Source organism: Mesorhizobium sp. C089B (assembly GCF_030323125.1).
GTDB lineage: Bacteria > Pseudomonadota > Alphaproteobacteria > Rhizobiales > Rhizobiaceae > Mesorhizobium.
The window spans coordinates 2,016,249-2,039,255 of the sequence record NZ_CP100469.1; the positions used below are offsets into that span (position 1 = coordinate 2,016,249).

30 protein-coding genes and 1 tRNA gene are annotated in these 23,007 nt (G+C 61.6%); 3 read left to right on the plus strand and 28 right to left on the minus strand.

Annotated elements, in window-relative coordinates; genetic code table 11:
* Window positions 1-17: 17 nt before the first annotated feature.
* From NLY44_RS10285 to NLY44_RS10395, 23 genes are all read right to left on the minus strand, one after another.
* On the minus strand, window positions 18-536 hold the full coding sequence (locus NLY44_RS10285) for a hypothetical protein (protein WP_023805389.1): 519 nt from the start codon (window positions 534-536) through the stop codon (window positions 18-20).
* Complete coding sequence (locus NLY44_RS10290) at window positions 536-2,179, minus strand: portal protein (protein WP_023805390.1); 1,644 nt, start codon at window positions 2,177-2,179, stop codon at window positions 536-538. The genes NLY44_RS10285 and NLY44_RS10290 overlap by 1 nt, the downstream gene beginning before the upstream one ends.
* A 14-nt stretch (window positions 2,180-2,193) precedes the next feature.
* The gene (locus NLY44_RS10295; protein ID WP_156941006.1) at window positions 2,194-2,397 is read right to left on the minus strand and encodes a hypothetical protein; all 204 of its coding nucleotides are present in this window, start codon (window positions 2,395-2,397) and stop codon (window positions 2,194-2,196) included.
* 260 nt (window positions 2,398-2,657) lie between these two features.
* The gene (locus NLY44_RS10300; RefSeq protein ID WP_245263790.1) at window positions 2,658-3,041 is read right to left on the minus strand and encodes a DUF3310 domain-containing protein; all 384 of its coding nucleotides are present in this window, start codon (window positions 3,039-3,041) and stop codon (window positions 2,658-2,660) included.
* Entirely contained in the window at window positions 3,014-3,832 is an 819-nt protein-coding gene (locus NLY44_RS10305) for an exonuclease (protein WP_023805394.1), read from the minus strand. The genes NLY44_RS10300 and NLY44_RS10305 overlap by 28 nt, the downstream gene beginning before the upstream one ends.
* A complete protein-coding gene (locus NLY44_RS10310) occupies window positions 3,816-3,989 on the minus strand; it encodes a hypothetical protein (protein WP_023805395.1) in 174 nt (57 codons plus the stop codon). Before NLY44_RS10310 ends, NLY44_RS10305 begins: the two co-directional genes overlap by 17 nt.
* Window positions 3,989-5,890: a DNA polymerase gene (locus NLY44_RS10315; protein ID WP_032905118.1), complete on the minus strand. Its 1,902-nt coding sequence runs from the start codon at window positions 5,888-5,890 to the stop codon at window positions 3,989-3,991. The genes NLY44_RS10310 and NLY44_RS10315 overlap by 1 nt, the downstream gene beginning before the upstream one ends.
* A gap of 11 nt (window positions 5,891-5,901) precedes the next feature.
* Window positions 5,902-6,402, minus strand: a complete 501-nt coding sequence (locus tag NLY44_RS10320) for a hypothetical protein (protein ID WP_023805396.1) — start codon at window positions 6,400-6,402, stop codon at window positions 5,902-5,904.
* Window positions 6,399-6,542 carry a hypothetical protein gene (locus NLY44_RS10325; protein ID WP_156941007.1) on the minus strand — a complete coding sequence of 48 codons (144 nt, stop codon included), beginning with the start codon at window positions 6,540-6,542 and terminating at the stop codon, window positions 6,399-6,401. The genes NLY44_RS10320 and NLY44_RS10325 overlap by 4 nt, the downstream gene beginning before the upstream one ends.
* Window positions 6,543-6,629: 87 nt before the next feature.
* A complete protein-coding gene (locus tag NLY44_RS10330; protein WP_023805398.1) occupies window positions 6,630-6,968 on the minus strand; it encodes a helix-turn-helix domain-containing protein in 339 nt (112 codons plus the stop codon).
* A complete protein-coding gene (locus NLY44_RS10335) occupies window positions 6,968-8,641 on the minus strand; it encodes a DnaB-like helicase C-terminal domain-containing protein (protein WP_023805399.1) in 1,674 nt (557 codons plus the stop codon). Before NLY44_RS10335 ends, NLY44_RS10330 begins: the two co-directional genes overlap by 1 nt.
* A gap of 211 nt (window positions 8,642-8,852) precedes the next feature.
* Window positions 8,853-9,119 carry a hypothetical protein gene (locus NLY44_RS10340; RefSeq protein ID WP_023805401.1) on the minus strand — a complete coding sequence of 89 codons (267 nt, stop codon included), beginning with the start codon at window positions 9,117-9,119 and terminating at the stop codon, window positions 8,853-8,855.
* A 37-nt stretch (window positions 9,120-9,156) separates the two neighbouring features.
* Entirely contained in the window at window positions 9,157-9,621 is a 465-nt protein-coding gene (locus tag NLY44_RS10345; RefSeq protein WP_023805402.1) for a hypothetical protein, read from the minus strand.
* Window positions 9,618-9,953: a PDDEXK family nuclease gene (locus tag NLY44_RS10350; protein ID WP_286457118.1), complete on the minus strand. Its 336-nt coding sequence runs from the start codon at window positions 9,951-9,953 to the stop codon at window positions 9,618-9,620. Before NLY44_RS10350 ends, NLY44_RS10345 begins: the two co-directional genes overlap by 4 nt.
* A 46-nt stretch (window positions 9,954-9,999) precedes the next feature.
* Entirely contained in the window at window positions 10,000-10,614 is a 615-nt protein-coding gene (locus tag NLY44_RS10355) for a hypothetical protein (RefSeq protein ID WP_023805404.1), read from the minus strand.
* Window positions 10,607-10,888, minus strand: coding sequence for a hypothetical protein (locus NLY44_RS10360; RefSeq protein ID WP_023805405.1), 282 nt, complete (start codon window positions 10,886-10,888; stop codon window positions 10,607-10,609). Before NLY44_RS10360 ends, NLY44_RS10355 begins: the two co-directional genes overlap by 8 nt.
* On the minus strand, window positions 10,881-11,183 hold the full coding sequence (locus NLY44_RS10365; RefSeq protein WP_023805406.1) for a hypothetical protein: 303 nt from the start codon (window positions 11,181-11,183) through the stop codon (window positions 10,881-10,883). Before NLY44_RS10365 ends, NLY44_RS10360 begins: the two co-directional genes overlap by 8 nt.
* Window positions 11,183-11,398, minus strand: a complete 216-nt coding sequence (locus NLY44_RS10370) for a hypothetical protein (RefSeq protein ID WP_023805407.1) — start codon at window positions 11,396-11,398, stop codon at window positions 11,183-11,185. Before NLY44_RS10370 ends, NLY44_RS10365 begins: the two co-directional genes overlap by 1 nt.
* A complete protein-coding gene (locus tag NLY44_RS10375; RefSeq protein ID WP_023805408.1) occupies window positions 11,398-11,634 on the minus strand; it encodes a hypothetical protein in 237 nt (78 codons plus the stop codon). The genes NLY44_RS10370 and NLY44_RS10375 overlap by 1 nt, the downstream gene beginning before the upstream one ends.
* Before the next feature lie 28 nt (window positions 11,635-11,662).
* Window positions 11,663-14,200, minus strand: coding sequence for a DNA-directed RNA polymerase (locus NLY44_RS10380; RefSeq protein WP_023805409.1), 2,538 nt, complete (start codon window positions 14,198-14,200; stop codon window positions 11,663-11,665).
* Window positions 14,201-14,244: 44 nt separating this feature from the next.
* Window positions 14,245-14,478 carry a hypothetical protein gene (locus NLY44_RS10385; protein ID WP_023805410.1) on the minus strand — a complete coding sequence of 78 codons (234 nt, stop codon included), beginning with the start codon at window positions 14,476-14,478 and terminating at the stop codon, window positions 14,245-14,247.
* Window positions 14,466-14,666, minus strand: a complete 201-nt coding sequence (locus NLY44_RS10390) for a hypothetical protein (protein ID WP_156941008.1) — start codon at window positions 14,664-14,666, stop codon at window positions 14,466-14,468. Before NLY44_RS10390 ends, NLY44_RS10385 begins: the two co-directional genes overlap by 13 nt.
* 506 nt (window positions 14,667-15,172) lie before the next feature.
* Window positions 15,173-15,433 carry a PGPGW domain-containing protein gene (locus NLY44_RS10395; protein ID WP_027050334.1) on the minus strand — a complete coding sequence of 87 codons (261 nt, stop codon included), beginning with the start codon at window positions 15,431-15,433 and terminating at the stop codon, window positions 15,173-15,175.
* 231 nt (window positions 15,434-15,664) lie between these two features.
* On the opposite strand from NLY44_RS10395, the gene NLY44_RS10400 reads away from it, so the two are divergent.
* From NLY44_RS10400 to dhaL, 3 genes are all read left to right on the plus strand, one after another.
* Window positions 15,665-15,739: transfer RNA gene (locus tag NLY44_RS10400), tRNA-Asn, on the plus strand.
* A gap of 207 nt (window positions 15,740-15,946) precedes the next feature.
* On the plus strand, window positions 15,947-16,954 hold the full coding sequence (locus NLY44_RS10405) for a dihydroxyacetone kinase subunit DhaK (protein ID WP_023753374.1): 1,008 nt from the start codon (window positions 15,947-15,949) through the stop codon (window positions 16,952-16,954).
* Between the two features lie 24 nt (window positions 16,955-16,978).
* On the plus strand, window positions 16,979-17,620 hold the full coding sequence (dhaL, locus tag NLY44_RS10410) for a dihydroxyacetone kinase subunit DhaL (RefSeq protein ID WP_023706016.1): 642 nt from the start codon (window positions 16,979-16,981) through the stop codon (window positions 17,618-17,620).
* 15 nt (window positions 17,621-17,635) lie between these two features.
* Here dhaL and derI read toward each other — a convergent pair whose 3' ends face one another.
* The 5 genes from derI to NLY44_RS10435 all read right to left on the minus strand — a co-directional run bounded on the left by derI (window position 17,636) and on the right by NLY44_RS10435 (window position 22,954).
* Window positions 17,636-18,073: a D-erythrulose-4-phosphate isomerase gene (derI, locus tag NLY44_RS10415; protein WP_023672592.1), complete on the minus strand. Its 438-nt coding sequence runs from the start codon at window positions 18,071-18,073 to the stop codon at window positions 17,636-17,638.
* Between the two features lie 26 nt (window positions 18,074-18,099).
* Window positions 18,100-18,867 carry a triose-phosphate isomerase gene (locus NLY44_RS10420; RefSeq protein ID WP_023701685.1) on the minus strand — a complete coding sequence of 256 codons (768 nt, stop codon included), beginning with the start codon at window positions 18,865-18,867 and terminating at the stop codon, window positions 18,100-18,102.
* 75 nt (window positions 18,868-18,942) lie between these two features.
* Window positions 18,943-19,881, minus strand: a complete 939-nt coding sequence (locus NLY44_RS10425) for a sugar phosphate isomerase/epimerase family protein (protein ID WP_023753375.1) — start codon at window positions 19,879-19,881, stop codon at window positions 18,943-18,945.
* Window positions 19,881-21,398 (minus strand): glycerol-3-phosphate dehydrogenase, encoded by a 1,518-nt coding sequence (locus NLY44_RS10430; protein WP_023714403.1) that lies wholly within the window; start codon window positions 21,396-21,398, stop codon window positions 19,881-19,883. The genes NLY44_RS10425 and NLY44_RS10430 overlap by 1 nt, the downstream gene beginning before the upstream one ends.
* A complete protein-coding gene (locus NLY44_RS10435; protein ID WP_023753377.1) occupies window positions 21,395-22,954 on the minus strand; it encodes an FGGY-family carbohydrate kinase in 1,560 nt (519 codons plus the stop codon). The genes NLY44_RS10430 and NLY44_RS10435 overlap by 4 nt, the downstream gene beginning before the upstream one ends.
* Window positions 22,955-23,007: the final 53 nt, after the last annotated feature.

Sequence of the window (23,007 nt, forward strand, 5' to 3'; positions counted from 1 at the left end):
CAGGGGGTTCGTGTGGGTTACTTGCGTTTGGTCTTCTTGCCCATGCCGTCGAGCATGGACTGAGCAGCGGACTTGGCGTCCTTGTTGGCTGCAGCTGCGGCGTCCCTACGGGCACCACGGTCCACAGCGGACTGGCCGATGCGGATGCTGCCCTTGATGCGGTCGCCAATGCTCAGCGGCTTGACGCCAGCGAAGGCTTTCCCAGGGGTATCCCGAGGGCCAGCCTTGGCCATGTTGTACCGAGCGGTGTCGTTGCTGACCGACTTGCGGGTGCTGGCGTTCGCCGGGTAGTCCTTGACGCTGGGCGTCTTCGGAGCAGCCTTGGGCTTCACCAGGGCACCCACGGTCTTCCCGGCCTGAGCGGCGCGGGTGTCGACGGATGCGGTCTTGGTCTTGGTGTCGGGACGAGGCCCTGGCACGGGACCCTTCTTAGGGGTCGCCGCAGCCATCTTGGTCGTGTAGCTCTTACCGCCGAACTTGAAGGTCGATTTACCGGCCTTCCGTGCAGCGCTGAACGCTTTACCGAATGTGGACATTATTCTGGTCCTTGGTCTTGATTGGCGATGCCTTCGACAGCGGCCTTAGCGAGGTGCGGAGTGGCACCCTTGACGGCGTCGACCATCATCTGCTGAGCCATCTGGCCCTGCTGAGCGCCCTGCATTTGCTGGGCCTGCTGAGCCTTCTGCTCGGGGGTCTTGAACAGACCGTCGATGTCGATGGACAGGGAGACGAATGCTCGTTCCGCGAAGTCCCTCAGGTTCATCTCGGGACCCAACTCGTTCTTGAGCGGCACGATGATCTGCGTCATGGCCGTCATGTACTTGTTGAAGTCCTGGCCGCGACCGAGAGCTTCAATGCCGGTGACGATCTTGGGCTTGGCGACGGGCTTGCCGTCAGCGCCCTTGATGGTCTCAAGGTTCGGTATCTTCTTCTCGCGGACCATGCGGTCCATGATGCGGATGACCAGCGGCAGCTGGAGTTCCTGGGCGAGCAGCGAGTAGACGCCACCCAGCACCGTGTCGATGTCGGACACCATGGCCCGAATTTCTTCGGCGGTGACCCGCTCGGCGTCACGCTGGACGGACGAGTTCATCATGAAGGCGTGGGTGAGACGGCTGATCAGGTCCTGCAGGACAGACTGAGCGACTTGGAAGTCAGCCTGCTTGTCGAACTGGAGCATCGAGACGTCGTCGGCGCGACCCGAGATAACCTCAAGGTTCTCGGCGTTGGCGATGTCCTGGGCGCGGGTGAGGCCCACAGGATTGACCATGGGGTTCATCTTCGCCGCAGCTGCTGCACCCTCACGGATGGAGCGGGACAGGCTCTCGACGCCGGTCAGATCACCGATGTATTCGTCGATGTAGGCGCGGCCATAGGGCTCGTCATGCAGGTAGCTCCAGCGGAGCGGCATGATCGGCGTCTTGTCGGCCTTCCACGAACCACGAGACTTCGGGAGCTTGACGCCCTTGATCGTCTGGAACGTGTGCATCCGGTCGCCTTCGCGCTCGAACACCGTGTAGATGTCGACCTCTTTCTCCTCGACCTTGGCGGCGTCAGATGGGAGGTTGTCGGAAGGCTTGAACACGAGTGCCCTGACGTCCTCGGGGAGGACCTCTTTGGCCACCGTCTCTTTGATGATGGTGCGAAGCAGATTGCCTTCGTAGTCGCGCTGGACCACGTAGCGGTCGAGCTTGTAGACACGCAGGTTGCCCTTGGGGGGCAGGTATAGGAGAACGTTGCCAGCAACGATTAGCTGCTTGATGGCTTCGACCAGTGCGGCGCGGATGCCTAGACCCTCGATCTCGTCCATGACGGATCGCTCGATCTCATTGAGCTTCTTCTCGACGCCCGACCTCAACATGGTTGAAGCGGACAGTTCCTCGACCACCTGATCCGTGACCGACACCCGAAACATCGGGGAGTTCGCAGGCAGGATGGTCATCACCAGCTTCGCCGTCAGCGTGTTGACGCCGTGGGAACCGATGGACTGGAATGGGGTCGAGAGCCGCTGGCCTGGGGCGTAGCCTTCGGGCGGCATGAGAGACGGAATGGTTAGCTTCGCGTTCTCTCTGGCTCGGTCGAGAAAGTTCTGCCTTTCGCTCTCCAAACGGGAGTACATCGAGGCAATGCTGTCTTCATCCGCGACCACACCGTTGTTGGTGGGGTCAATGTTGGACAATGGGAAACTCGGGGTTAGACGGCGATGCCGCTAGGGGCCTTCTTGGTGCCAAGTCCCGCCGTGCCAATGTTGGTCTCGTTGCGGTACTTCTTGGTGCCAATGGCCAGGGTGTTCGATTTGGTGGGCTCTGCAGCCGTCTTCTTGTCGGGAGCCGACTGGGTCAGCATCTCCGGGGGCGCAGCCGGAGGGGCTACCTCGGGCGTGTCAGCGAAGCACATGGGCTATCCTTGGGATTGTCGTAGAGCGGCAGCAGTGAGGACGTCGATGACGTCTTGCGCTCCCTGGTACCGATAGAGTTGTTCGATCCCTTTGACGTTCTTGAAGCCCGCGAGCGGGAACTTGGTCTGGAGGAATCTTAGGAGTTCCTCGGAAACTTGAGGGTCTTGATCGTATTGGAAGATTTGGTTCATCCGAAAACTTCTTTCGTATCTCTGTATGGGTCCCTAATGCAAAAAGGGGACCCGAAGGCCCCCTTAGTTTATTTCTGCAGCTTTTCCCGCTCGAACTCGATCAGAAGTTCTGTGCAGTGAATGGCCTTTTCCAGGTCTTCAATGCCGCCCTTCTCACGGAACCGCGAGACATACTTGATGATCGTGTGCTGACAGGCGTCGAGACCATTGACCATCGAGTAGGTCATCGGCTGGATCGGCATGTCCTTGTAGTGACTGCCGCCGACCTGAGTGTCCAAGGCGGGTGCCTTCGGAGCCTCGTTGAACGACTGGCGCTGTGGGACGTCAGCCTTTTCCCTCAGGGACTTCTTGGCGCAGCGTGTGACCTCGGCCACTCGTGGGTTGTCACAGGGGAAGCGGGTGTCGGTCAGACAGACCGGACAGTTCACGAGTGCGGGTTGGATGGTACCCAAAGTTTGATCACTCCATTCTCGTAATCCTCGGCGCGGAGGATTTTGGCGAGACGTGCTTGGCGCAGCGCCTCAGCAGGCTTGAGCCCGGCTCTCCGGTAGTGGGACAGCACGGTCTTCCATGGGTTCTCAGCGGGGACCTCGACCCACCGGGTCTCGATCTCGCCCTTGCGGGGGCCGCGCTTGAGAGTGTGTTCTTCGGGCCAGAGCTTGGTGCCGCCCTGAAGCGCCTTAAGCGCGGTCTCTTTGCCAACGCCAGGGCATCCCGAGTAGCCGTCAACCGGATCACCGGCCAGCGTCTGGAACATGTGGAAGGCGTCAGCTTCCTCCAGGGAGATCGTGATGATCTCGTCGTCGCGGAGGTGGAGCCCAGGCACCTGCTTGAGGTCCTTGTCGAGCGACCAGATGCAAGTCGAGCCGGGCTCAGCGCGTGACTGCGTGATGCCCAGCGTGTCGTCGGCCTCCAGCGTGGGGATGCGAACGAACGGGTAGAGCCGCTCGATCTCCTCGACCACTGCCCAATAGGCCAGCGGCTTGCGGGAGGACTTGCGGTTCGACTTGTAGTCTGGCTCGACGAGTTCCTTGCGCCAGTTGACCTCGGGGTCCGAGAAGTGGAACTCGATGTCGTCGGTGCCTGCGATGTCCGTCAGGTCCTCAAGGGTTCCCTGCAGGACGCCCCAGGCGTCGTTGAAGTCGGAAAACAAGATGTGGTAGCGGTCGAGAAAGCGTGTGTCCTTCTCGACGGCCACGGTCGACCGGTGGACGACCATGTCCCCGTCAATCAGCAGCTTCATCAGCACTCCAGATGGTTTTGATAGAGACCCGCTTGATGCAGACCGTGGTCCGACGCAGGTAGTAGTTTTCTTCAACCTCGGTGATCGCCTTGGCGGCGGTCGGTGCCGTCAGAAGCTGTCGGCGGTTGAACTTGTCGTAAGCGTAGAACTCAGACATCAGTGGCAGTCCTTCCAGTTGTCGCCAATCTTGTATTCGCCCGTCAGGGGCACCCGCAGGTTGAGCATCTGCCCAGCCTTCTCGATTGCCTTGACGCAGAGTTCCCCGACGATTGAGGTGCCGTCCTCACGGATCAGGTCGGGAGCGATCTCCATCTGGAGTTCGTCGTGGACCCAGGCCATGATGCGGACCTTCGTCTGGTAGAGGTTGTGTTCCTTGAGGAGCTTCACGAACTCGATGATCCAGAGCTTGCACATGACGGCACCGGCTGATTGGAGCAGCAGGTTGAGCGCCGAGTGCGGTGAGCGGGAGAACAGGATGCGACCGTCCAGGCCCCTGAGGGACTTGGTCTGCTCGACCTTCTTCTTGATGCCTTCGATCAGCGCCTTGAGAGCCGGAAGGCCCTTCATGACGTTGCGCTTGAGCTTGCGCCCGAGCTTGTCGTCGCCACCTGCGATGAGGCCGAGGAGAGCCAGACCGGAGCCGTATAGGAACGCGTAGAACCACCGCTTCGCGATGGAACGTGACGAGAGCCCAGCGGCCTTCTGGTTCTTGGTGTGGACGTCGCCGTTGACCACCTCGTTCGCGTACTCGCCGTCGTCGTGGCGGTACATGAAGTGGCCGAGCATCCGCAGTTCCAGACCGGACACGTCGCAGCCAAGCTGTTTCCAGCCCAACCTGCGGTACTTCGTGGTCGGCCCGAAGCACTCGCGGCACTCAGGTCCGAACTCCTTGTCGCAGGAGGGAACCTGACCGACGTTGAAGTTCGAGTGCGAGGCGCGGCCAGAGACCGTGCCACCCGTGTTCGTCGTGGTGTAGACGTTGCCGTCAGGCTTGACCGCCGACAGCCAGGCCTGATCGCCCTCCGCTATCTGTCCGATCCGTTTCTGGATCATCTTGTAGCGGTAGAGTTCCTTGGCCTCGGGGTACGGGAGGTCTTCCAGAACCGTTTCGTCGAGCTTGGGCTTCCCTGACGGGGTAAGCTCGATGGGCTTCCACCCGTAGAGCTTGATGAACCGGTCAGCGATCTGGTCGTTGCTGTTCGGGTTGAAGACGTTCAGCTTGATCTTTTGGATCGAGCATCCCGCCATGTAGCCGAACTTCGCGTTGTCCTTCTTGGGTGTCCACGGCTTGCCGTCGCGGACGTACCAGGGCTTGAAGATCGACCGCAGGCTCTCGGCCAGTTCGGCGCGGAGGACCTGCAGCTGGTGGAGGAGCTTCTCGGCATTCTCGACGTTGAAGCCGAAGCCGTTGCGTTCCATCTGAGCGATGATGAAGCAGACGCCCATCTCGATTTCCATGGCCTGCTGGCTTGGCTTCTTCGAGAGGACCTTGCGGTAGAAGGCCTCGGTGACCTCGACGTCCTGGCCGCAATACTCGTGCATCTCAGGGGACCACTCGGCCCACACGAGACGCATGATTTCCTTCTCGTCCTTCTTGGGGTCGAGGCCCCTCTCCTCAGCTACCTCTGCCGCCTTGTTCTTGGAGTAGTCGCCCTTCCACAGACCCAGCCGGTGGCCCCACGCTTCGAGCGAGTGCCAGCCAGCCAGGGATGCCGTGAGGGTTGTCCGGTTGGCCCTGATGTTCGCCATGTCGGCGTCCACGAGGTTCGTCCAGATCATGCGAGAGGCGACGACCGTGTCGACGACCTTGGTCTCGTCGATGACGAACCAGGGGTACAGCTTCTGGATGGCTGCGATGTCGAACTTGATGATGTTGTGACCGACTATTAAGTCTGCCTCCATGAGCATTCGGAGGCCGTCAGCAATGGGGCGGTAGCCCGGTTGGTCAGCGAAGTCGAAGCGTTCGCCAGTGATGAAGTCTTTGAGCCAGAGGCAGTGGAGCTTGGTGATGGTGTCGAGTAGGCCATCACCCTCAATGTCGAAGGTGTAAATCGCCAAAATGGATCCTGTTATTTGGGGAGTTGGACCCCAGCGCACAGGGGCATCAAGTCGAGCAGCTGCTTGCCCTGGAGGTAGACAAGGTCAGCCTGCAGACCGCCGCGAGAGGCGAGCCAGCTTTGGATTTTCTTGGGGTAATGCTTGGTGAACCAAACGTCGTAGACGTCGTTGAAGACCTTCTTCCCGTCCTCCAGGTAGAAGGGCCTGTGGAAGCCTAGCTTGGTCGTCGGGTAGACGCAGGCCTTCGGGAGATCGGTGAACAGGGTGCAAGCGGAGTCGCACTCGCCCACGATCTTGAGGGTCAGGTTCTGCTTGCGCAGTATCTCGCGCACGGCCAGGAAGTCATCGACGTAGCCACCGGGGCTGTTCACGATGTATCCGACAGTGTGCTGCTTGGTGTAGATGATCTCGGGGGAGTTGCTCTCCGACCGCGCTTGGGCGGTCAAGAGAAGCGTGAGGATGACTACGGCAAACGCCATGATCATCGCCAGTGTGTGGTCGAGCCGCCTCATACGCGGCCCTGCAGGGCTTCGAGGCGCACCTGAACCTGCTCGAACTGCGCCTTGTAGAAGTCACGCTCAGTTCGGGCTTCGTCGCGATGCTGTATCGCGTCCCCAAGGTCATTCATGAGTTCGATGACGTTGTCCGCCATCTGCATCTCGAAAGCCTTGATCAGGGTCCTTACGACCTTGTTCGTGCGCCTCGTCGAAGACGCTCAGGAGTGCCTTCGCGACGGGGCTCACGCGGCCACCAGGAAGTAGCGGGTGTATTCCTGGCCGGTGACCTTGTTGCGCCGAAGCTCACCACGGAGGCGGTAGCCCGCGTCCTTGAGATCGGTGAGACGGCGGTGGAAGCTCTGGATGCCGTGGTCGAGGTAGGCCTCGCGCTGGGTGATCGAGCCGTTCTTCTGGATGTGTTCGAGGATTTTCTCGGCCTGTGTCATGCGGGTACGTCCTTTCCAGCCAGGGGCTCCTTCGAGCGCCTGGGCGTGTTTCGTTGCTGCGATGTATTGGGGGATCAGTGCGGGGTCGTCGGTGGCTTCCAGAGCGAGCCTCTCGGCCTGCTCAAAGGGGTCCATCAGTAGTCTTTCGGGGTTTCGTCCTCGAAGTCGTTGAGTTCGAGTGTGGCCGGGTCGACGCCGATCACGACGCGTCCGGTGTCATCCTCAAACCGCAAGAAATCCGCGGTGCCTGTTCGGCCCGTCTTGCGGCACTTAAGCACCGTGACGGTCGAGGTGTTTGCAGCGGCGGGGTTCTCGTCCTGCTGGTTTCGGGAGATGGCGAACACGCCGTTGGACAGCTGCTTGATGCCGCCCGAGCCGCGTAGATCGTCCAGGCTGGGCACTGCGCCCTGCTCGAACGACTTGCCCTGCCCTGGGGGTTTCCTGAGGTGCGAGATCAGACCGATGTAGATGTCCAACTCGACCGTCAGGAGCTTGAGGTTGTGCATGATGCTGTCGATCTTCTTCCGCTCGTCGCCGTCCTGGTCCATGTCGCTGACAAGGATCGAGAGGTGGTCGAGCCAGAAAATCCTCACGCCACACGCGATGGCCTGATAGCGGATGACGGAGTAGAGGCTTCCGTCCTCAAGGGCACCGAAGGCGTCGTACAGCTGGAGCCGTGCGTTGCCCTTCTCGTCCGTGGCGAGGAACAGGTGTTCCGCTGCCGCCGCGTACTCGGGTGTGTCCTTGAACTCGGGGTTGTCGATCTGGAACCGCTTACCGACGTGGTAGGCGATCAGGTCGTCCCCGGTGTCCTCCAGCGGCTCCTCAAGGTGGATCAGAGCTTGGTTGTAGGGGGTCGTGTGGAAGTAGTGGTGTTGCAGGGCCTTGATGATCGTCGTCTTGCCCATGCCGGTGCCTGACGTCCAAACGTCGAGTTCACCGAACCGGATGCCGCCGCCCGTGCGCCAGTTCATGCGCTCCCAATCGGCGGGATAGGGCAGCGCCAGGACCGTGAGCCGGTTCTTGAGGCGGTCCAGAACGCTCTGGCCGCTGACGATGCCCTCGGGGCGGTACTGCTTGGCACCCCAAATGCAGTCGATGATCTTCGCGGACTTCCCGGCCTGGAGTAGGTCGGATGCGTCCTTGAAGCCCTCGGGTGCCCAGGTGATCCAGCACTTGCCGGGTGGCAGGAGGGACTTGACGGCGTTGACGGCCTCGCGGCCCGGCTCGTCATTGTCGAAGAACAGGATGATCTTCTCGAAGGTGCTGAGCCAGTCGAGGGCTTCCTTGATGCCCTTCTCGGCGCTGCCTGAACCGTCGACCAGTGAGACCACCGGCCACTTGTTGTTCTGAGCCTGGGAGACCGACAGCGCGTCGAGTTCACCCTCGGTGATCACGATCTGCTTGCCACCGTTGCGCCACAGCCACTGGCCGTAGAGCCCCTTGAAGGCCTTGCGGTTGCCGACCCATGGGAAACTCTTGTCGGGGAACCGGAGCTTCTGCGCGACCACCGTGCGGTCATCGAGGAGGTACTGAGCGGCCTGGACCTTGGTGCCGTTCTTGTCGGCCATGATGTAGGACCAGAACCGGCAGGTCTCCTCAGTCAGCTGGCGTTTGCCGAGCCCGGTATAGGAGCCCCTCAGGAGGTCCGATGGACCCTTGGGCGCCACCGGGCGTTCGTCGTCGATCCCGTCTGTCTTGGTCGTCTTCTGGCAGGAGAAGCAGAAGGTGTGGTCGTGGTAGATGGCGAGTGCATCGCTAGAGCCGCAGTCGTCGCACGGCTGTCGTGTCTGCAGTGCCTCACTCATTCGGTGGCACGTTTTGGGATTGCTGCAGCTGGGCTATCCAGCGTTCGCGGGAAACAAGCATCGGTGACCTCATTGATTGCGTCAGCCATCGCCCGAGCCCCGTCAGGGGTCAGGACGACAGTCGCGGTGCGAAGGTGGATGGTGATCCGGCCTCCCCTCGCGGTGACCTTGAGGTCTGAGGGGAGGCTGTCGTTCGTGAACTCGTTGAACGTCATCCGACCAGGGCGGTGACCTTGGCGGCGACGGCAGTTGCCTTGTCGCGCTCCACGAAAGCGTCGAGGCGCTTGGTGGCGAGCTTCGTCAGGTGGGCCTCGTGCGCCTCCAGGGCAGCGGCGAGTTGGCGCTCATGCTTGGCGGTGGTGATCTCGATGTCAGCGAGCAGGCGTTCGCCCTTCTCGTGCATCTTGGCCGCGTGGGCTTCGAGCTTGCTGACCATCTTGCTGAGGGCCTTGGTGATGCGAGCGACTGAATTGAACATGAATTGTCTCCGTTAACCGTGGGATTTGGTTGAGTTTTTAGCGTTGGGAAAGCGAGTAGAGCTTGCCGTATTCAGCCCTGATTTGCTGGGTCACGCTCTGGACGAACCCCCGCTCGAACTCCCGCATGGTGGCTTCAAAGAGCCTTGGGAACTCGTCTCGGTCGTAAGGTTGGTCAGGCATGGCGATCACGGCCTGCCGGGGGTCAGGTGACCAGCGGAGGCGGAAGTGATGAACCATCTGGAACGGGTTGATCTCGTGGTCACTCGTAACGCGCCCATACGACACCTTGACCATCGTGCGCTTGGCGTACTCGGTCTGCAGTTCGTCCAGGTGCTTGAGGAGCCCCTCGTATTGCATGTGCAGCTGATGGTGCTGCCACAGGAGGTCGTACAGCTGCTTCTCGTACTGGAACGCCATCCGCGTGTACTCGTCGCGGGTGACGGTCGGGACGTACTTGTCGATCAGCTTGAGCAGCGTCGGGCGTTCTTTTTCCTCGCTCATTCTTCGAGCCATTCCTTAGGGATTTTCCCCTTGTCGGCCCACTTGTAGCCCTTGTCCTCGGCCCACTTGGCGTAGGTCGTGGCAGAGCCCTTCCCGATCTTTTCAGACGCTCTCTGAAAGACGAACCGAATGTCGATGTCGGGAAACTGTGCGCGGATCAGGAGATGTTTCTGTCGATCTGCGGTGAGGAACCGACCCTTGCTCTCGATGTACATCGGGGAGCCGTCGCGCTTCCTGATGACGAAGTCGGGATTGTACTTCGCCTTTTTCGCGGGTTTGAGGTAGTCGATCTTGACCGTCTCAAACTCGAAAGAGCGACCCGCCAGCTTCAACTGGCGAGCCACTTCTCGTTCTAAACCGGAACGGTACCGATTGAGATCAGTAGTCACCGGCCTCGTCGTCGGAGGAACCGGATGCCGAGCCGTCGCTCTCGTCGTTGAAGTCCGACGTGTCGGTGTTGTGGCTTGCGAAGCCGTCTTCCTCGTCGAAGTCGTCCAGCTGAGGCTCCTGGCCCTGGCCAGTCTTCAACTCGATGATCTGGACGACCACCGGCTGCAGCGAGACAGCCTTGACGCCGCCGAACTCCCACTCGAACATCTCGGCCTGGACACGGGCGATGGTGCCACCCCAGGGGTTGACGTCGACCGGGGTCTTCTTGGCGTCGATCAGCAGCGGGCGGCGATCCCAGGTCTTGCCGTCCTTCTTGCCCACGCGGTTCTTCACGCGGATCGAGAAGATGACGAAGCCGGTCTCGTTGCCCTCGTCGTCGGTTTCCTTCTTGTAGAAGGCGTTCTTCGTGCCGGGCTTGGCGGGCTTACCCGACCACGCCTTTACCACCGCCTGGATGCGGTCGATGAACGGCTTGGCCTCCTCCAGCGAGAGCCGGATGTCAGCCTTGTACGCGCCGAGGGCGTCGAACTTGGTGTCGGGACGCTGGAGCGCCGGGTAAACGAGAGGGGCCTTCGGGAAGGTGATTTTCTTGGCATCAGCCATAGATGATGTGTCCTTTTTCCACGGCCTCGACAATGTCGCAAAGGTCCATGGTTTCGCTGTAGAGTTCCTCGGGGTATTCACCCTCCAGAACGTCGTCGTAGAGAGCCTCGCGGGTCCCCTGTGCGCCGACGAGGTCGGTGCGCAACTCCTCACCCAGGGTGGCCAGCACGTCGGCTTGGTCGTCCACATGGGCGATGGCGTTGTTGGGGTTGGCGAGGTAGTCGTCGATCTCGATGTTTGAGAACCAGAGGTCCTGTCCGATCAGCTTAGGCATTGGCAAAGGCCTCCTTCATGTCGAGGTTGGAACAGAGGAAGCCCTGAGCGGCCATCGAGACGATGGTGCTGGCGACGGTTCGCTTGGCGTTGATCTTCCTCCAGCCCTTCGTCGGGTGGAGAGTGCGGTTGGCCTGACGCTCATTGAAGGCGTCGAGGGGGCCACTGGTCCGTGCCTGCCGGGCGATAGCCATGGCGCGGCGACGTGCTTTCCGGTTTCCCTCGGGCTTTAATTCCGCCAACTGAGTGGCTCCGTTAACCGAGAGATTGCGAGAAAAGTTGGAGGCGTTCAACATTAAGCGGGGTCCTTGTGGGTACCTGGGTTGCGGGGATTGATCGACTGCGGCTTGCCCTTCGGTCGGGCCGTGGCCTTCTCGATGCCCTGGGCGTCAGCGATCAGCTGGGCTGTCGGGTCGTGCGTCCCTGCGCAGTTCTGGCAGGCGTCGGTTTCTTCACCGACCGAGACGTAGAAGCGTTCGCCGCAGGCGCGGCAGCGGATGGCGCGGTTCATTAGGCCTCCTGCTGGTGGCGGAAGAAGCGCACAGCGGCCAGGGCGTCCTGGCGGTTGCTCTGGACGTCGAGGACAACCTCGCCGCCGATGTTGACGCCAAGGTCATCCATGGTGCGATCGGTCAACCGGGCGACCACCTCGAAGTGCTTGTCGAAGGCGCGGCGGTTGTAGTGGACCGAACCCGTGATGTAGTTCGAGTTGGCGCGGATGGTTTCCATGCGTGGGGTGATCTTCATTATCGAAGCCTTTCCGTTATCCGAGAGATTAAGAGAAAAAGAATGGATTTGACAGGATGCCCTTGAGATCAAGGGAGCCCATCGGTGGTATAGGAGGGATGTCCTCCTTGAGTTCGTCGGAGATCAGCTGCTCAGCCGTCTCGTAGAACTCGGAAAGCACGTCGTGGGTCTCGTACATTTCCACGAATGCCTCCCTGATGATCAGGCTGAAACGCTCGACGTCACATGCGTGAACCCCGAAGCTGTCGTGGACAGCGGCGAAGTCTGTGATGCCTTGCTCTGCAGCCTTGCTTACGGTGGCATGGAGGTGGCAACCGTCGAGAGAGTGGACGAAGGACGGCGGTACGCTGCTGGCCATCTGCCGAGGGTCAAGGGTGTCAAGGTCCTCGCTCAGGCGGGGCTTGATGATCTTGCCGTCGAAGAAGGTCTTCACCCTCCGAGACGTGGTGTCGAACTTGTACTGATGGACCGGGAAACCGAGCGGGGTCTTCCACTCGATCCGCTTCTCGACCGGCTGGGACTTCCCAACCAACCGCGACATGGTCATCAGCCACTTCATGGCACCGTCAGCTGCGATGACGACCTCGGGGATCGCCTTCCACACCTTGTCGGCTCCGTACATCTTGAAGGTCCAGAGGTCTTCCTTGGGGAACGGCATGGCTGCGCCCTCCCCGATCTTCTCGTCGACCGCCTCGACCACATACTGGCCGCAGGACGTTCGGGTCCCTGAGTAGGGCTTCACCATGACCGGGCGCTTGGTGATGCTGCGGTCGATGCCGAAGTTCACCCAGGCGCGGGATAGGTTCGCGAAGGGGATCGAGGAGACCACCTTGCCTTCCTTGTCCTTGATCTCGACGCCCTCGTTGCTGCTGAAGTCCTCACGCATGAGGCGTTCAGTCACCTTGGCGACAGCGCCATAGACGTCCTGGCGTTGCTGGTTCGGGGTCATGTTGACGTGGAAGCCGCCCACCTTGTCCCGGAGCATTGCAGAGAAGTGCTGCAGGCCCGAGCAGGTGGCGTCGAGGTCGACGTGGAGCTTGCTGACATGCTGCTCAGGGAACGGCCCTGCGTGAGCCTCAGCCCAGTCGAAGCACCATGCTAGAAACTGGCAAGGGTTATCGCTTTTTGTCCATTCAAGATTGTGCCTTGGGTCAGCGGCCACACGTCGGGCGAGGTCAAGATTATCTTTTCCCCAGTCAGCCCGTTCGTGCATAAGTAGCTTGTCTTTCCCGAAACAGTTAGCGCCGTGGATTGCCAACCATTTGAGACCATCTCGTCCGAGAGGCTTCCCGGTCGCAAACTGAAGCAGCCCTTTGACATAGTCGGGTCCTTGTGGGTTCAGGCCGGATGGCTTCGGATAGGCGCGGCCCCGGCTGTCGAGATCGTGGGGGAAGTAGATCGTGTCGTACTTCGACATCTTCCTGGCGATCTGGAACGACCTTGCCGCCATGACGCGCTTACCGACCACTCGGCGGTTGTGTTCGTGGATGCCAAAGCAATACGCACGGTACTCTTTGACGGCGGGGTGATCAGCCTCCAGGCCTTCGAGGTTCCTCGGGGCCGGGTCGGGCTTACGATTGTTCGCCCTGGGCAGACCGCCGCAGGGGATGTTCCGGTTGTAGACATGCTCGATGGCGTCGAGGACGCGGACGTTCACCTGCCAGCGGGTGCGCTGGAGGGCGTTGACGGCCCCCAGGACGCGGTCGAGGACATTGGTCGCCACGAGTTCCTTGAGGATTTCGCGGTAGGCCTTCTTCGAGCCCTTGACCAACGGGTACGGGCTGACGTGGTGCGTGTGGTAGCCACCGACGTTGAGCGTGTCGACCGACCAGTCCTTCGGCGGGATCACCGTGGGGTAGTAGGTCGTGAACAGCGCCTCGCAGAGGCCCGAGTTCTTCTCGACGGTCAGGAGGAGCCCTGGGGACGCCTTGACGACGTCGCGCTTGGCCTTCCCGCTGCCGGTGGTCTCGACCTCAATGTCGCCGGTCACTTCCTTGAAGACATTCAGCAGCGCCAGACCGACGAGGAGCATGTCGGACTTCGTCCAGATGGCCCACTCAAGGTTTGCCTTGGAGAAGACCTTCTGCATGTACTCCTCCCGCTTGTGGCGGGGCAGTTCGCGCTTGTTGAAGTCGTCGTGGATGCGCTGCGACCACTTGTGGTGTTCCTCGTCGAACTCGCGGAGGCGAAGCTCGTCATGGATCAGGCCCCCGGCGTAGATCGCCAGGGACGTGAGACCGCAGGGCTTGCCCTCGTGGTAGACGCCGATCTTGTTGAAGATGGCCTTGAGCGCCAGGAAGGCGCAGAGCGCAGGATCGATCTCACCGATCAGCTTGTAGGCTGTGGTCTTCTTACCGGCTCGGCCACTGTTGGCGTCGTCAAGGAACCTCGTGATACCGCTAGTGAACGGCATGAGATAGTTCCTGATGATGTGAGAACCGAGAAAGGTCTCACTAAAGGTTTCCTCTAAGGTCCCCTTAAGGTGTTCCTTATGGAACCTCTGGATGGTCAGCCCTCGGGCGTCCTCCTCCAGCTGCAGTTCTTCGAGGTAGAGATGGTCGTTCATCGTGCCTCATTTCGTGGGGAGCTTATGATGTGCTGTATGGGTCCCTAATTCCCGGTTGGCGGGATTTCGCCGCTAGCGGAGAGATCAGGAAATAGCTCGAGTTGCCCTGGGGCGGTATAGGTCAGCCGGTCGATTTCCAGGCGGGTCTCAGCCTCAAGGGCGTGAAGGAACTCCAGCAGGTACTCGACGTCGAGCGGACGGTAGCGGACGCGGACGCGGCCCAGGTCACGCTGCCACCCGAGGCTCTTGAGAGGGGTGCCCCCTATCAGGACGTGCATTGCCAGCCCTCCACAATGTCTGATTTGTAGATCGGCTGTCCGTCGCGGGTGCGCTCCATTGTCACACGCGGGTCCGACGACAGGTGGCGCTTCCAGAAGGTGACGGCCTCATGCTTCACGGTGAAGCAGGCGTGGGGATACAGGCTGTCGGGGTCGTAGAGGATGTAGATGTAGGTGGATCGAGCCACTATTCTCTCCGTTATCTGGTGGCACACCGTAAGCGGAACCTCTCCGTTTACGAGGATAATTGGCACAAACAAAAACCCAGGAGCCGCTAAGCCCCTGGGATTATTCACTCCGTTAACGAGAAGTCTCGGTAGAGGATTTGCAGTCCTCTGCGTAACCACTCCGCCACGAGGCCTCATCGCTCCCGGCGAGCGAACTCAATATGGTGGCAGCGAAAGGTCGTCAAGCGTCCGCGCGGCATTCCGGCGCGCTTTCCTCATCAGCCGCCGCAACGTGGTTCCCGAGCGGTTTCAGCGCTTGGCGCACCGGCATATTGGCCGCTCCTCAAGCATGGCTGCGCGACCGGCGAAAATCGAACCCGCGGCTTTATGCAGCGGGTGCAAACTGGCTTCCACCGTAAACGCGCGGCTGACACCAGGGCTGCCGTTCTCAAGGAGATATTCGAGGGAAGGTCTGCGAGGGGCTGGAAGCGAAGCGTCCGCTGAACCGGGACCGCGCGCCATCGCTTTCAATTTGGCCGGCGACGCCGTTCCCACCAGACGACGAACCGGCGCCGCAGGCGGCGCACCGCGGCAAATTCGTAGGAAAGCACCAAAAGGCCGAGCGGAATCATCCAGAAGCCGAGAATCGGCAGGAAACCGAGAAGGCCGAAAAACACCAGCACGATACCGATGGCGATCCTCAGCCCGCGCGAGCGCGGCATGGTGAACTCGCGCCCGAACACCGAGATTTTCCGCGCCGGTGCCTGGTTTTCGTCTGCTGCAGTCATGTCGAAAGTCGATCCGGTTGCCTTCGATAAAGCCATATGCGCTAAAGGCTGCAATCGCCTTTCAGGTTCCGCCGACCAAGGTCCGACGGCGCCCAAGACGGCTCATATGTGGTGTCATCCGGCGATTGCCAGAAACCATTGGGTGAAAATGCGCTAAAAAATGCGAAATGCTTCTTTGCAAAGCCGAAAAGGGTTTGCTATAGGCTGCGCCACTCACATGAGAGCCTCTATTCCCCGGTAGCTCAGTGGTAGAGCAACCGGCTGTTAACCGGTTGGTCGCTGGTTCGAATCCGGCCCGGGGAGCCACCGCCTTTTCTAAGCCGTGGTGCGATCTTGTACACTACAGCGCCATTGTCCGCGCACTTCGGTCCGCTTAGCTTCTGCCAGAACGGCTGGTAACAGCTACGAAGCCGATCGAGGCAGTTTGGTGGGCATCGCGCCCCTGCCCTCGCCCGAAGGCAGCCTGATAACGCCCGGTATCATCTATGAAAATACCAAATCGGGAGGACGTTGGTGCAAACCAAGAAGATCATCAATGACGGCAATCGCGCCGTCGACGAGATGCTGGAAGGCATCCTGGCTGCGCATCCCCGCCATCTCAAAGCCGTTGACGGAAGCCCGCGCTCGATCATCGCCCGCGATGGACCGCGCCAAGGCAAGGTAGGCCTCGTCATTGGTGGCGGCTCGGGCCACGAGCCGAGTTTTCTCGGCTTCGTCGGCAAGGGGCTGGCCGACGCGGCGGCGATCGGCAATGTCTTCGCCTCTCCGCCGCCCGACCCGATCCTCGAATGCGCCAAGGCGGCGAGCGGCGGCGCCGGTGTGCTGTTCATGTACGGCAACTATGCCGGCGACGTCATGAATTTCGACATGGCGGCCGAGATGGCCGCGATGGACGACATCGAGGTGCGCACGGTGCTGAGCACCGACGACGTCGCTTCCGCGCCGGTTGGCGACAGGCACAAGCGGCGCGGTGTCGCAGGGAACTTCTTCATCTTCAAGGCGGCAGGCGCCGCCTGCGACCGCATGTTGTCTTTCGATGAATGCGAACGCATTGCCGGGAAAGCCAACGACCACACCTTTACCATGGGCGTCGCATTGGCGCCCTGTTCGTTGCCGCAAACCCGCCGGCCGAATTTCGAAATCGGACCCGACGAGATGGAGATCGGCATGGGCATCCATGGCGAACCCGGCGTCGCACGCGGAAAACTCAAAACGGCCGACGAGATCACTGACGAAATGCTGGACAGGATTCTCGCCGAGATGCCGCCGGCACGCGGCGAGAAGGTCGCCGTGCTGGTCAATTCGCTGGGTTCGACACCGCTGATGGAACTCTACATCATGAACCGGCGCGTGAAGCAGCGGCTTGACGATATCGGTGTATCCATTCACGCAAGCTGGGTCGGCAATTACTGCACCTCGCTCGAAATGGCCGGCGCTTCGATCACGCTGCACCACCTCGACGACGAGTTGCAAACGATGCTCGACCACCCTTGCGACTGCGCCATGTTTCGCGCCGGGTAAACTGGGGACGGCAAGGAACAACAGATGACGACAATCGACACCACCCGCCTTGCCGCGATGTTCGCGGCCATCGCCGACGCTATGTCAGCCGACCGGGATCGGTTGTGCGCGCTTGACGGGGTGATCGGCGATGCCGACCACGGCATTGCGATGGAGCTTGGATTTTCCGCGGCACGCGATGCGGTGGCCGCATTGGATACCGGCACCACCGATCCGACCATCTTGCTGAACACGGCGGCGAAGTCGTTCCTCAACGCCGTCGGCGCCTCCTCGGGCCCGCTCTATGCCACGGCATTCATGCGCGGCGCGGCCGCCGTCAAGGGCAAGGCGACGCTCGACGACGCCGACGCGGTCGCTATGTTCCAAGCGATGGCCAGAGGCATTCAGGATCGCGGCAAGGCCGAGCCTGGCGAAAAGACGATGATCGATGCGTGGGCGCCGGCCGCGACGGCTGCGGGCGAGGCACTGGCCGCCGGCAAGGGGCTGGCCGGCAGCCTCGCGGCTGCAGCCGAGGCGGCAAAGGCCGGCGCGGAGGCGACCAAGGCGATGATCGCCACCAAGGGCCGGGCCTCCCGCCTCGGCGAACGCTCGCTTGGCCATATGGATCCAGGCGCGGCGTCCGCCGTAACCGTCATCGAGGCGATGCGGATCGCCTTGACCGGCTAGGTCGGGAGCGGATCCTCAGCGCTTCGCGTCGAGCTTGTCGACAGCCTGCACGTTGGCGGCAGAGGGACCGTTCGGATCGAACTCCGAGGCCAGCCAGGCGTCGGCGATCGATTTGGCCAGTTCGGGGCCGATGACGCGCGCACCCATGGTGATGATCTGGGCATTGTTGGATTTCGCAGCGCGTTCCGCCGAATAGGTGTCGTGGGTTAGCGCGGCACGGATTCCGGGCACCTTGTTGGCCGAGATGCTGACGCCGATGCCGGTGCCGCAAAACAGGATGGCGCGGTCGTAATTGCCGTCGACAATTTCGTGGCCGACCGCAGCGGCAATATCGGCGTAGAATCCGGCCTGGCTGAGATCGACGACCTGCAGTTCTGGCTTGGTGGCGAGATGCTTGGCGATGACATCGAGCAGCGGCTTGCCGGCGCTGTCGGCTCCGAGTGCGATCTTCATGGCAATTAACTCCTTCGTTTTCGTGGTCAGCGCGCGATGGCGGCCGACGCCTTTTTGAGAATGTCGATATAGCCTTCCGCTTGCCATGCCGAGCGGCCGATGAACAGCCCATCGATATGCGGCTGGCCGATCAGTTCGGCCGCGTTGCCGGGATTGACGCTGCCGCCGTAGAGCACAAGCGGGGCGGTCGGCAACCGGGTTGCTGCGACCTGCTTGATCAGCGCCTGCTGCTTGTCGGCATAATCGGCGCTGGCCGGAATGCCTTTCTCGCCGATCGCCCACACCGGTTCATAGGCAAAGAGTATCTCTGCCGACAACTCATTGTTTGCGAGACCCTGCAGCGCGCCCAAAACCTGCGCGGTCAGGATTTCGTCGGCGCGGCCGCCCTCGCGCTCGGCCAGCGTCTCGCCGACACAAATCAAGGGTACGAAGCCGTGCTTGACTGCCGCTGCGGTTTTCAGTCCCACGATCTTGTCCGTCTCGCCAAAATGCTCACGGCGCTCGCTATGGCCGAGTTCGATCAGGTCGAGCCCACAATCCCTCAGCATCACCGGCGAAATCTCGCCCGTCCAGGCACCGGCATCGGCCCAATGCATGTTCTGGGCGCCGACCTTGACGCGGGTGTTGGCGAGCGCCGCCTTGACCTGCCGCACCGCGGTGAAGGGGGGAATGACGAAAGGCTGTATCGCCGGATCGAAGCCCGGCACGAACGCCGCCAATGCCTCGGCGAACTGCAGCGCCTCCGCCAGCGTCTTGTTCATCTTCCAGCTCGTGCCGACCCAATATGGGGCCATTCTTCTCTCCTTCGATCCGAAATTCGAATGATGCGTGTTTCCGGGTCTGCGCCGCCTTCGGGCCGGCGGTTTGCCTCAAGCGCGAGGCTTGAGACTTTCGCGGCCGCTGTCGATGTAAGGCGCCCAGAAATCCACCGACTCACGGATCATTGCAATAACCTGATGATCGACCGGTTCCCTCTCCCGGAAGGAAAGTTCAAGGCAGATTTCATTGTCGGTTCCGCCACCCGCCCGCACGGCGTCGAGCAGCTTCTGCGGGATGATGCGGCCATCCTTGTTGTAGGCGGCGGTGAACGGCCAGTGCCCGCCCTTGTTCATCGACGATTGCTTGATGTGGATGATCGGCGATTGCAACGGGAACGCTTTCGCCCAGGCATAGGGATCAGTGTCGTCAGGATTGGGCGAGGTCACGTCGCCATGGTCGATGTCGACCATCATCTGCATCGGGATCGGCAGCTTGGCCGCATCGACGGCGCCTTGCAATTCGACGCAGCTTTCGATCGTGTGGCCAAACTCGCGGCCGACCGACATCGGTTCCCAGAAAAGGTAGGTCAGGCCCGCCGCCTTGGCGTGCTCGGCCACTTCGCGCCAGCATTCGAGCGCGATGTCGAGAAGCGCCGCGCGCCGCTGCGGATCGTCAAAATCCTTGTAGGTGAATATGGCGAACTGCGTGCCCATGCCCGACGCGCCGAGTTCGGCGGAGATGTCGGCGAAGGTCTTGAACCAATCGACATAATAGCGGCGCACATCCGCGTCCGGATGGCCGAAATGATTGAGCCGGCCATAGGGACCGGTCATACCCGAAGTGATCCGCACGCCGGTCCGCGCCAGGGCGCTGTTGAACAGGCGAACGAACTTGGCGATCGTTGCCGCCGGCCAGCCCGGATTGACGAATTCATGCGTCAGCTGCACGTCGCGGATGCCGATGCCATAGGCAATGGCGTCGATCAGATCGTCGGGATCGGCGAAGCGATTGACCAGCGGGTTGGTGTTCAGCGAAAGCGTGAAGGCCATCAGTTCACCGCCGCCATTGTCTTTGTGCACCAGTCTTGGAATGTTTTCCGCTCGGCCGCATTGATATGCAGCCCGTGTTTGGTCCGGCGTTCGAGAACGTCGGCGGCGGTCATCGCCCATTCGGTCTCGAACAGGAAGACAGCTTCGAGCTCATAGAAATCCGGGCCGAAACGACGTCCGAGATCGGCTTCGCCTTTTACGCCTTTCAGCAAGGCGCGCGTGCGCGTGCCGTAGCTGCGGGCATAGTGCTTCACCAGCGACGGGCTAAGCCACGAAAACTCGGCGTGCAGATCGCCCAGGAACTGCTCGAAATCCGCGTTGGGCAGGTCGCCTCCCGGCAGGGGAATTTTGGCTGTCCAGGCCTTCTTCATGGTCGGAAAGAAGGGCTGGATCTTTTCCAGCGCATGTTCGGACAGTTTGCGGAAGGTGGTGATCTTGCCGCCGAACACAGAAAGCAGCGGCGCGCCACCGTTCGGGGCGTCGAGTTCGAAGATGTAGTCGCGCGTCACCGCGCTCGGGTTGTCGGCATTGTCGTCATAGAGCGGACGCACGCCCGAGAAACTGTAAACCACGTCTTTCGCGGTCAGCTGTCGCTTGAAATAGCGATTGACCACCTTGATCAGATAATCGATTTCGCTGGCCTCGGCCGCCACTTCTTCGGGCCGGCCCTCGTAGGGAATGTCCGTCGTGCCGATCAGCGCCAGATCGTTCTCATACGGGTTGACGAAGATCACCCGCTTGTCGTTGTTCTGGATCAGATAGGCCTGCCGCCCCTCCCAGAATTTCGGCACGACGATATGGCTGCCCTTCACCAGGCGAACGTTGCGGGTGGAATTCTGCCCGGCGACGCGGCTGACGATGTCATTCACCCACGGCCCAGCCGCATTGACCAGCCCGCGTGCGCGGACCTTCGTCACCGCACCGGTGCGGCCATCCTGCATGTCGATGGACCACATGCCGCCTTCGCGCCGGGCAGCAATACAGGCGGTGCGGGTGAAGACTTTTGCGCCGCGCTGACTGGCGTCGAGCGCATTGAGCAGCACCAGCCTGGCGTCATCGACCCAGCAGTCGGAATATTCGAAGCCGCGCTTGAATTCGTCCTTGATCGGCTCCCCTTCCGGCGCGGTCCTCAGGTTCAGCGTCCTCGTTCCCGGCAACCGCTTGCGGCCGCCAAGATGGTCGTAGAGAAACAGCCCGAGCCGAACCAGCCATGCCGGCCTGTCTTCGGGGCTGTGCGGCAGCACGAAGCGCATCGGCCAGATGATGTGCGGCGCCGCCTCAAGCAGCACCTCGCGTTCGATCAGCGCTTCGCGCACCAGCCGGAACTCGTAATATTCGAGATAGCGCAGACCGCCATGCACCAGCTTGCCGGAGCGCGAGCTGGTGCCTTGTGCAAGATCGTCCTTCTCGCACAGGATGACCGACAGCCCGCGACCGGCAGCATCACGCGCTATGCCGGCGCCGTTGACGCCGCCGCCGATCACGAAGAGATCGACAATATCTGACGTATCACTCAAGACTTTGCTCCTGTGCGGTGCGCCATGCCCTTCCACACCGGCCGCAGCGCCTGGCGCGCCGCGACGAAGGATGGAAACAGCGCATCGTAGGTTTGGGAAAGCGCCTCGTCATAGGCGTCGCATTCGCCCAGAAGCGGCGTCACCCATTCGGCGCAGCAATCATCCATGGAGCGATAGACGCCGAGCCCGACCGCGGCCATCATCGCCGCACCCGCGGCGCCGGCTTCCTGGCGGCTGCTGGTCCTGACTTGCGCGCGGGTCGCCGCAGCGATGATACGGCGCAGCGACGGGCTGCGCGCGGCGCCGCCAGACAGGCGGATTTCGCCGGGCACGCTGCCCATTGCCTGGTAGCAATCGCGGGCCGCGAAGGCCAATCCTTCGAGAACTGCGCGCGCCAGATCGCCAAAACCGTGCTTGACGGAAAGCCCGATGAAGCCCGCGCGCGCGTCTGGATCGACGAACGGTCCGCGTTCGCCGGCAAGCGAGATGTAGGGCTGATAGACCAGCGACCCCGGTTCCGATCCTTCGACCCAGACATCGAGCGCTTTCAGCAATTCGTCGCGCGAAGGCTTGGCGCCGCTGGCGGTCAGCACGTCGCGCGCCAGGCCGAGCAGCCAGTCGATGTTGAGCGTCGCCGCCATGTTGGATTGCAGTTGCGCATAGGCGCCGGGAACCGGCATGGCGATCGTGTAGCCGGACGCGTTGTCGTTGAGGATGACATCGTCGGCTGTGCGCGCCAGGCGCGTGTGGATGCCGGTCGAGCCGATGACCGTGCAGCCAACATTGCCGCTTGGATCATAGAGGCCGGCGCCGAGCGCGGTGCTGACCATGTCGACATAGCCCAGCACCACCGGCGTGCCCGCAAGCAGGCCGGTCTCGCCTGCTGCCGACGCAGAAAGCGGATGATGGTCGGTCGTGCCTTCGAGCATGGGGGGCAGCAGGCGGCGGTGCGACGTCAGATCGAGAATGTCGAGCACCTCGTCGGAATAGCTGCGCGCGCGGAAATCGCCGAAGGTGAATGTTCCCTCCGAAGGATCGGTGGCGCGCTCGCCGGTCATCTTGAAATAGAGCCAGTCCTTGCAGTGAAAGGCAGTGGCGGCGCGCTCCAGGATTTCCGGGCTGTTTTTCTTCAGCCAGCTGAGCTGAGCGCCCTGCTGGCAGGCGTTGAGCCCGGTGCCGGTGATCTCGAACCGCGTGCGATCCCGGGGATCGCCGCGCATCTCGTCCACCAGATGTCCGGCGCGCGCATCGAGCCAGAGCCACGCGCGCCCGACCGGCATGCCGTCGCCATCGATCAGCCAGGTGCCGTCGCCCTGCCCGGTGACCGCGACGGCCGCGGTTCGCCGCGCGAGGTCTGGAATTTTCGTCGCCAGATCGAGAACGGTCAGCACCATGTCGCGCCAGGTCTGATTAAGGTCCTGTTCGGCGCCGCCGCCTTCCAGCGTGACGAAGCTGTTGGTCACCGATGCCATGTCGAGCTGCCGCCCCGATAGATCGAAAGCGACCGATTTGATCACGGACGTTCCCGCGTCGATCCCGATCAGCAGGTCTTTCATGCCGCAAGTTCCGGATGGTTATGAAGGCAAGTCACAAGGAGCAGTCTTTGTTG

What these genes read in the sequence shown, in the direction of transcription:
- NLY44_RS10285 (WP_023805389.1), bottom strand. Translation starts at nt 536, where the DNA reads ATGTCCACATTCGGTAAAGCGTTCAGCGCTGCACGGAAGGCCGGTAAA.
- NLY44_RS10295 (WP_156941006.1), bottom strand. Translation starts at nt 2,397, where the DNA reads ATGTGCTTCGCTGACACGCCCGAGGTAGCCCCTCCGGCTGCGCCCCCG.
- NLY44_RS10305 (WP_023805394.1), bottom strand. Translation starts at nt 3,832, where the DNA reads ATGAAGCTGCTGATTGACGGGGACATGGTCGTCCACCGGTCGACCGTG.
- NLY44_RS10310 (WP_023805395.1), bottom strand. Translation starts at nt 3,989, where the DNA reads ATGTCTGAGTTCTACGCTTACGACAAGTTCAACCGCCGACAGCTTCTG.
- NLY44_RS10320 (WP_023805396.1), bottom strand. Translation starts at nt 6,402, where the DNA reads ATGAGGCGGCTCGACCACACACTGGCGATGATCATGGCGTTTGCCGTA.
- NLY44_RS10325 (WP_156941007.1), bottom strand. Translation starts at nt 6,542, where the DNA reads ATGGCGGACAACGTCATCGAACTCATGAATGACCTTGGGGACGCGATA.
- NLY44_RS10330 (WP_023805398.1), bottom strand. Translation starts at nt 6,968, where the DNA reads ATGGACCCCTTTGAGCAGGCCGAGAGGCTCGCTCTGGAAGCCACCGAC.
- NLY44_RS10335 (WP_023805399.1), bottom strand. Translation starts at nt 8,641, where the DNA reads ATGAGTGAGGCACTGCAGACACGACAGCCGTGCGACGACTGCGGCTCT.
- NLY44_RS10340 (WP_023805401.1), bottom strand. Translation starts at nt 9,119, where the DNA reads ATGTTCAATTCAGTCGCTCGCATCACCAAGGCCCTCAGCAAGATGGTC.
- NLY44_RS10345 (WP_023805402.1), bottom strand. Translation starts at nt 9,621, where the DNA reads ATGAGCGAGGAAAAAGAACGCCCGACGCTGCTCAAGCTGATCGACAAG.
- NLY44_RS10355 (WP_023805404.1), bottom strand. Translation starts at nt 10,614, where the DNA reads ATGGCTGATGCCAAGAAAATCACCTTCCCGAAGGCCCCTCTCGTTTAC.
- NLY44_RS10360 (WP_023805405.1), bottom strand. Translation starts at nt 10,888, where the DNA reads ATGCCTAAGCTGATCGGACAGGACCTCTGGTTCTCAAACATCGAGATC.
- NLY44_RS10365 (WP_023805406.1), bottom strand. Translation starts at nt 11,183, where the DNA reads ATGTTGAACGCCTCCAACTTTTCTCGCAATCTCTCGGTTAACGGAGCC.
- NLY44_RS10370 (WP_023805407.1), bottom strand. Translation starts at nt 11,398, where the DNA reads ATGAACCGCGCCATCCGCTGCCGCGCCTGCGGCGAACGCTTCTACGTC.
- NLY44_RS10375 (WP_023805408.1), bottom strand. Translation starts at nt 11,634, where the DNA reads ATGAAGATCACCCCACGCATGGAAACCATCCGCGCCAACTCGAACTAC.
- NLY44_RS10380 (WP_023805409.1), bottom strand. Translation starts at nt 14,200, where the DNA reads ATGAACGACCATCTCTACCTCGAAGAACTGCAGCTGGAGGAGGACGCC.
- NLY44_RS10385 (WP_023805410.1), bottom strand. Translation starts at nt 14,478, where the DNA reads ATGCACGTCCTGATAGGGGGCACCCCTCTCAAGAGCCTCGGGTGGCAG.
- NLY44_RS10395 (WP_027050334.1), bottom strand. Translation starts at nt 15,433, where the DNA reads ATGACTGCAGCAGACGAAAACCAGGCACCGGCGCGGAAAATCTCGGTG.
- dhaL (WP_023706016.1), top strand. Translation starts at nt 16,979, where the DNA reads ATGACGACAATCGACACCACCCGCCTTGCCGCGATGTTCGCGGCCATC.
- derI (WP_023672592.1), bottom strand. Translation starts at nt 18,073, where the DNA reads ATGAAGATCGCACTCGGAGCCGACAGCGCCGGCAAGCCGCTGCTCGAT.
- NLY44_RS10420 (WP_023701685.1), bottom strand. Translation starts at nt 18,867, where the DNA reads ATGGCCCCATATTGGGTCGGCACGAGCTGGAAGATGAACAAGACGCTG.
- NLY44_RS10425 (WP_023753375.1), bottom strand. Translation starts at nt 19,881, where the DNA reads ATGGCCTTCACGCTTTCGCTGAACACCAACCCGCTGGTCAATCGCTTC.
- NLY44_RS10435 (WP_023753377.1), bottom strand. Translation starts at nt 22,954, where the DNA reads ATGAAAGACCTGCTGATCGGGATCGACGCGGGAACGTCCGTGATCAAA.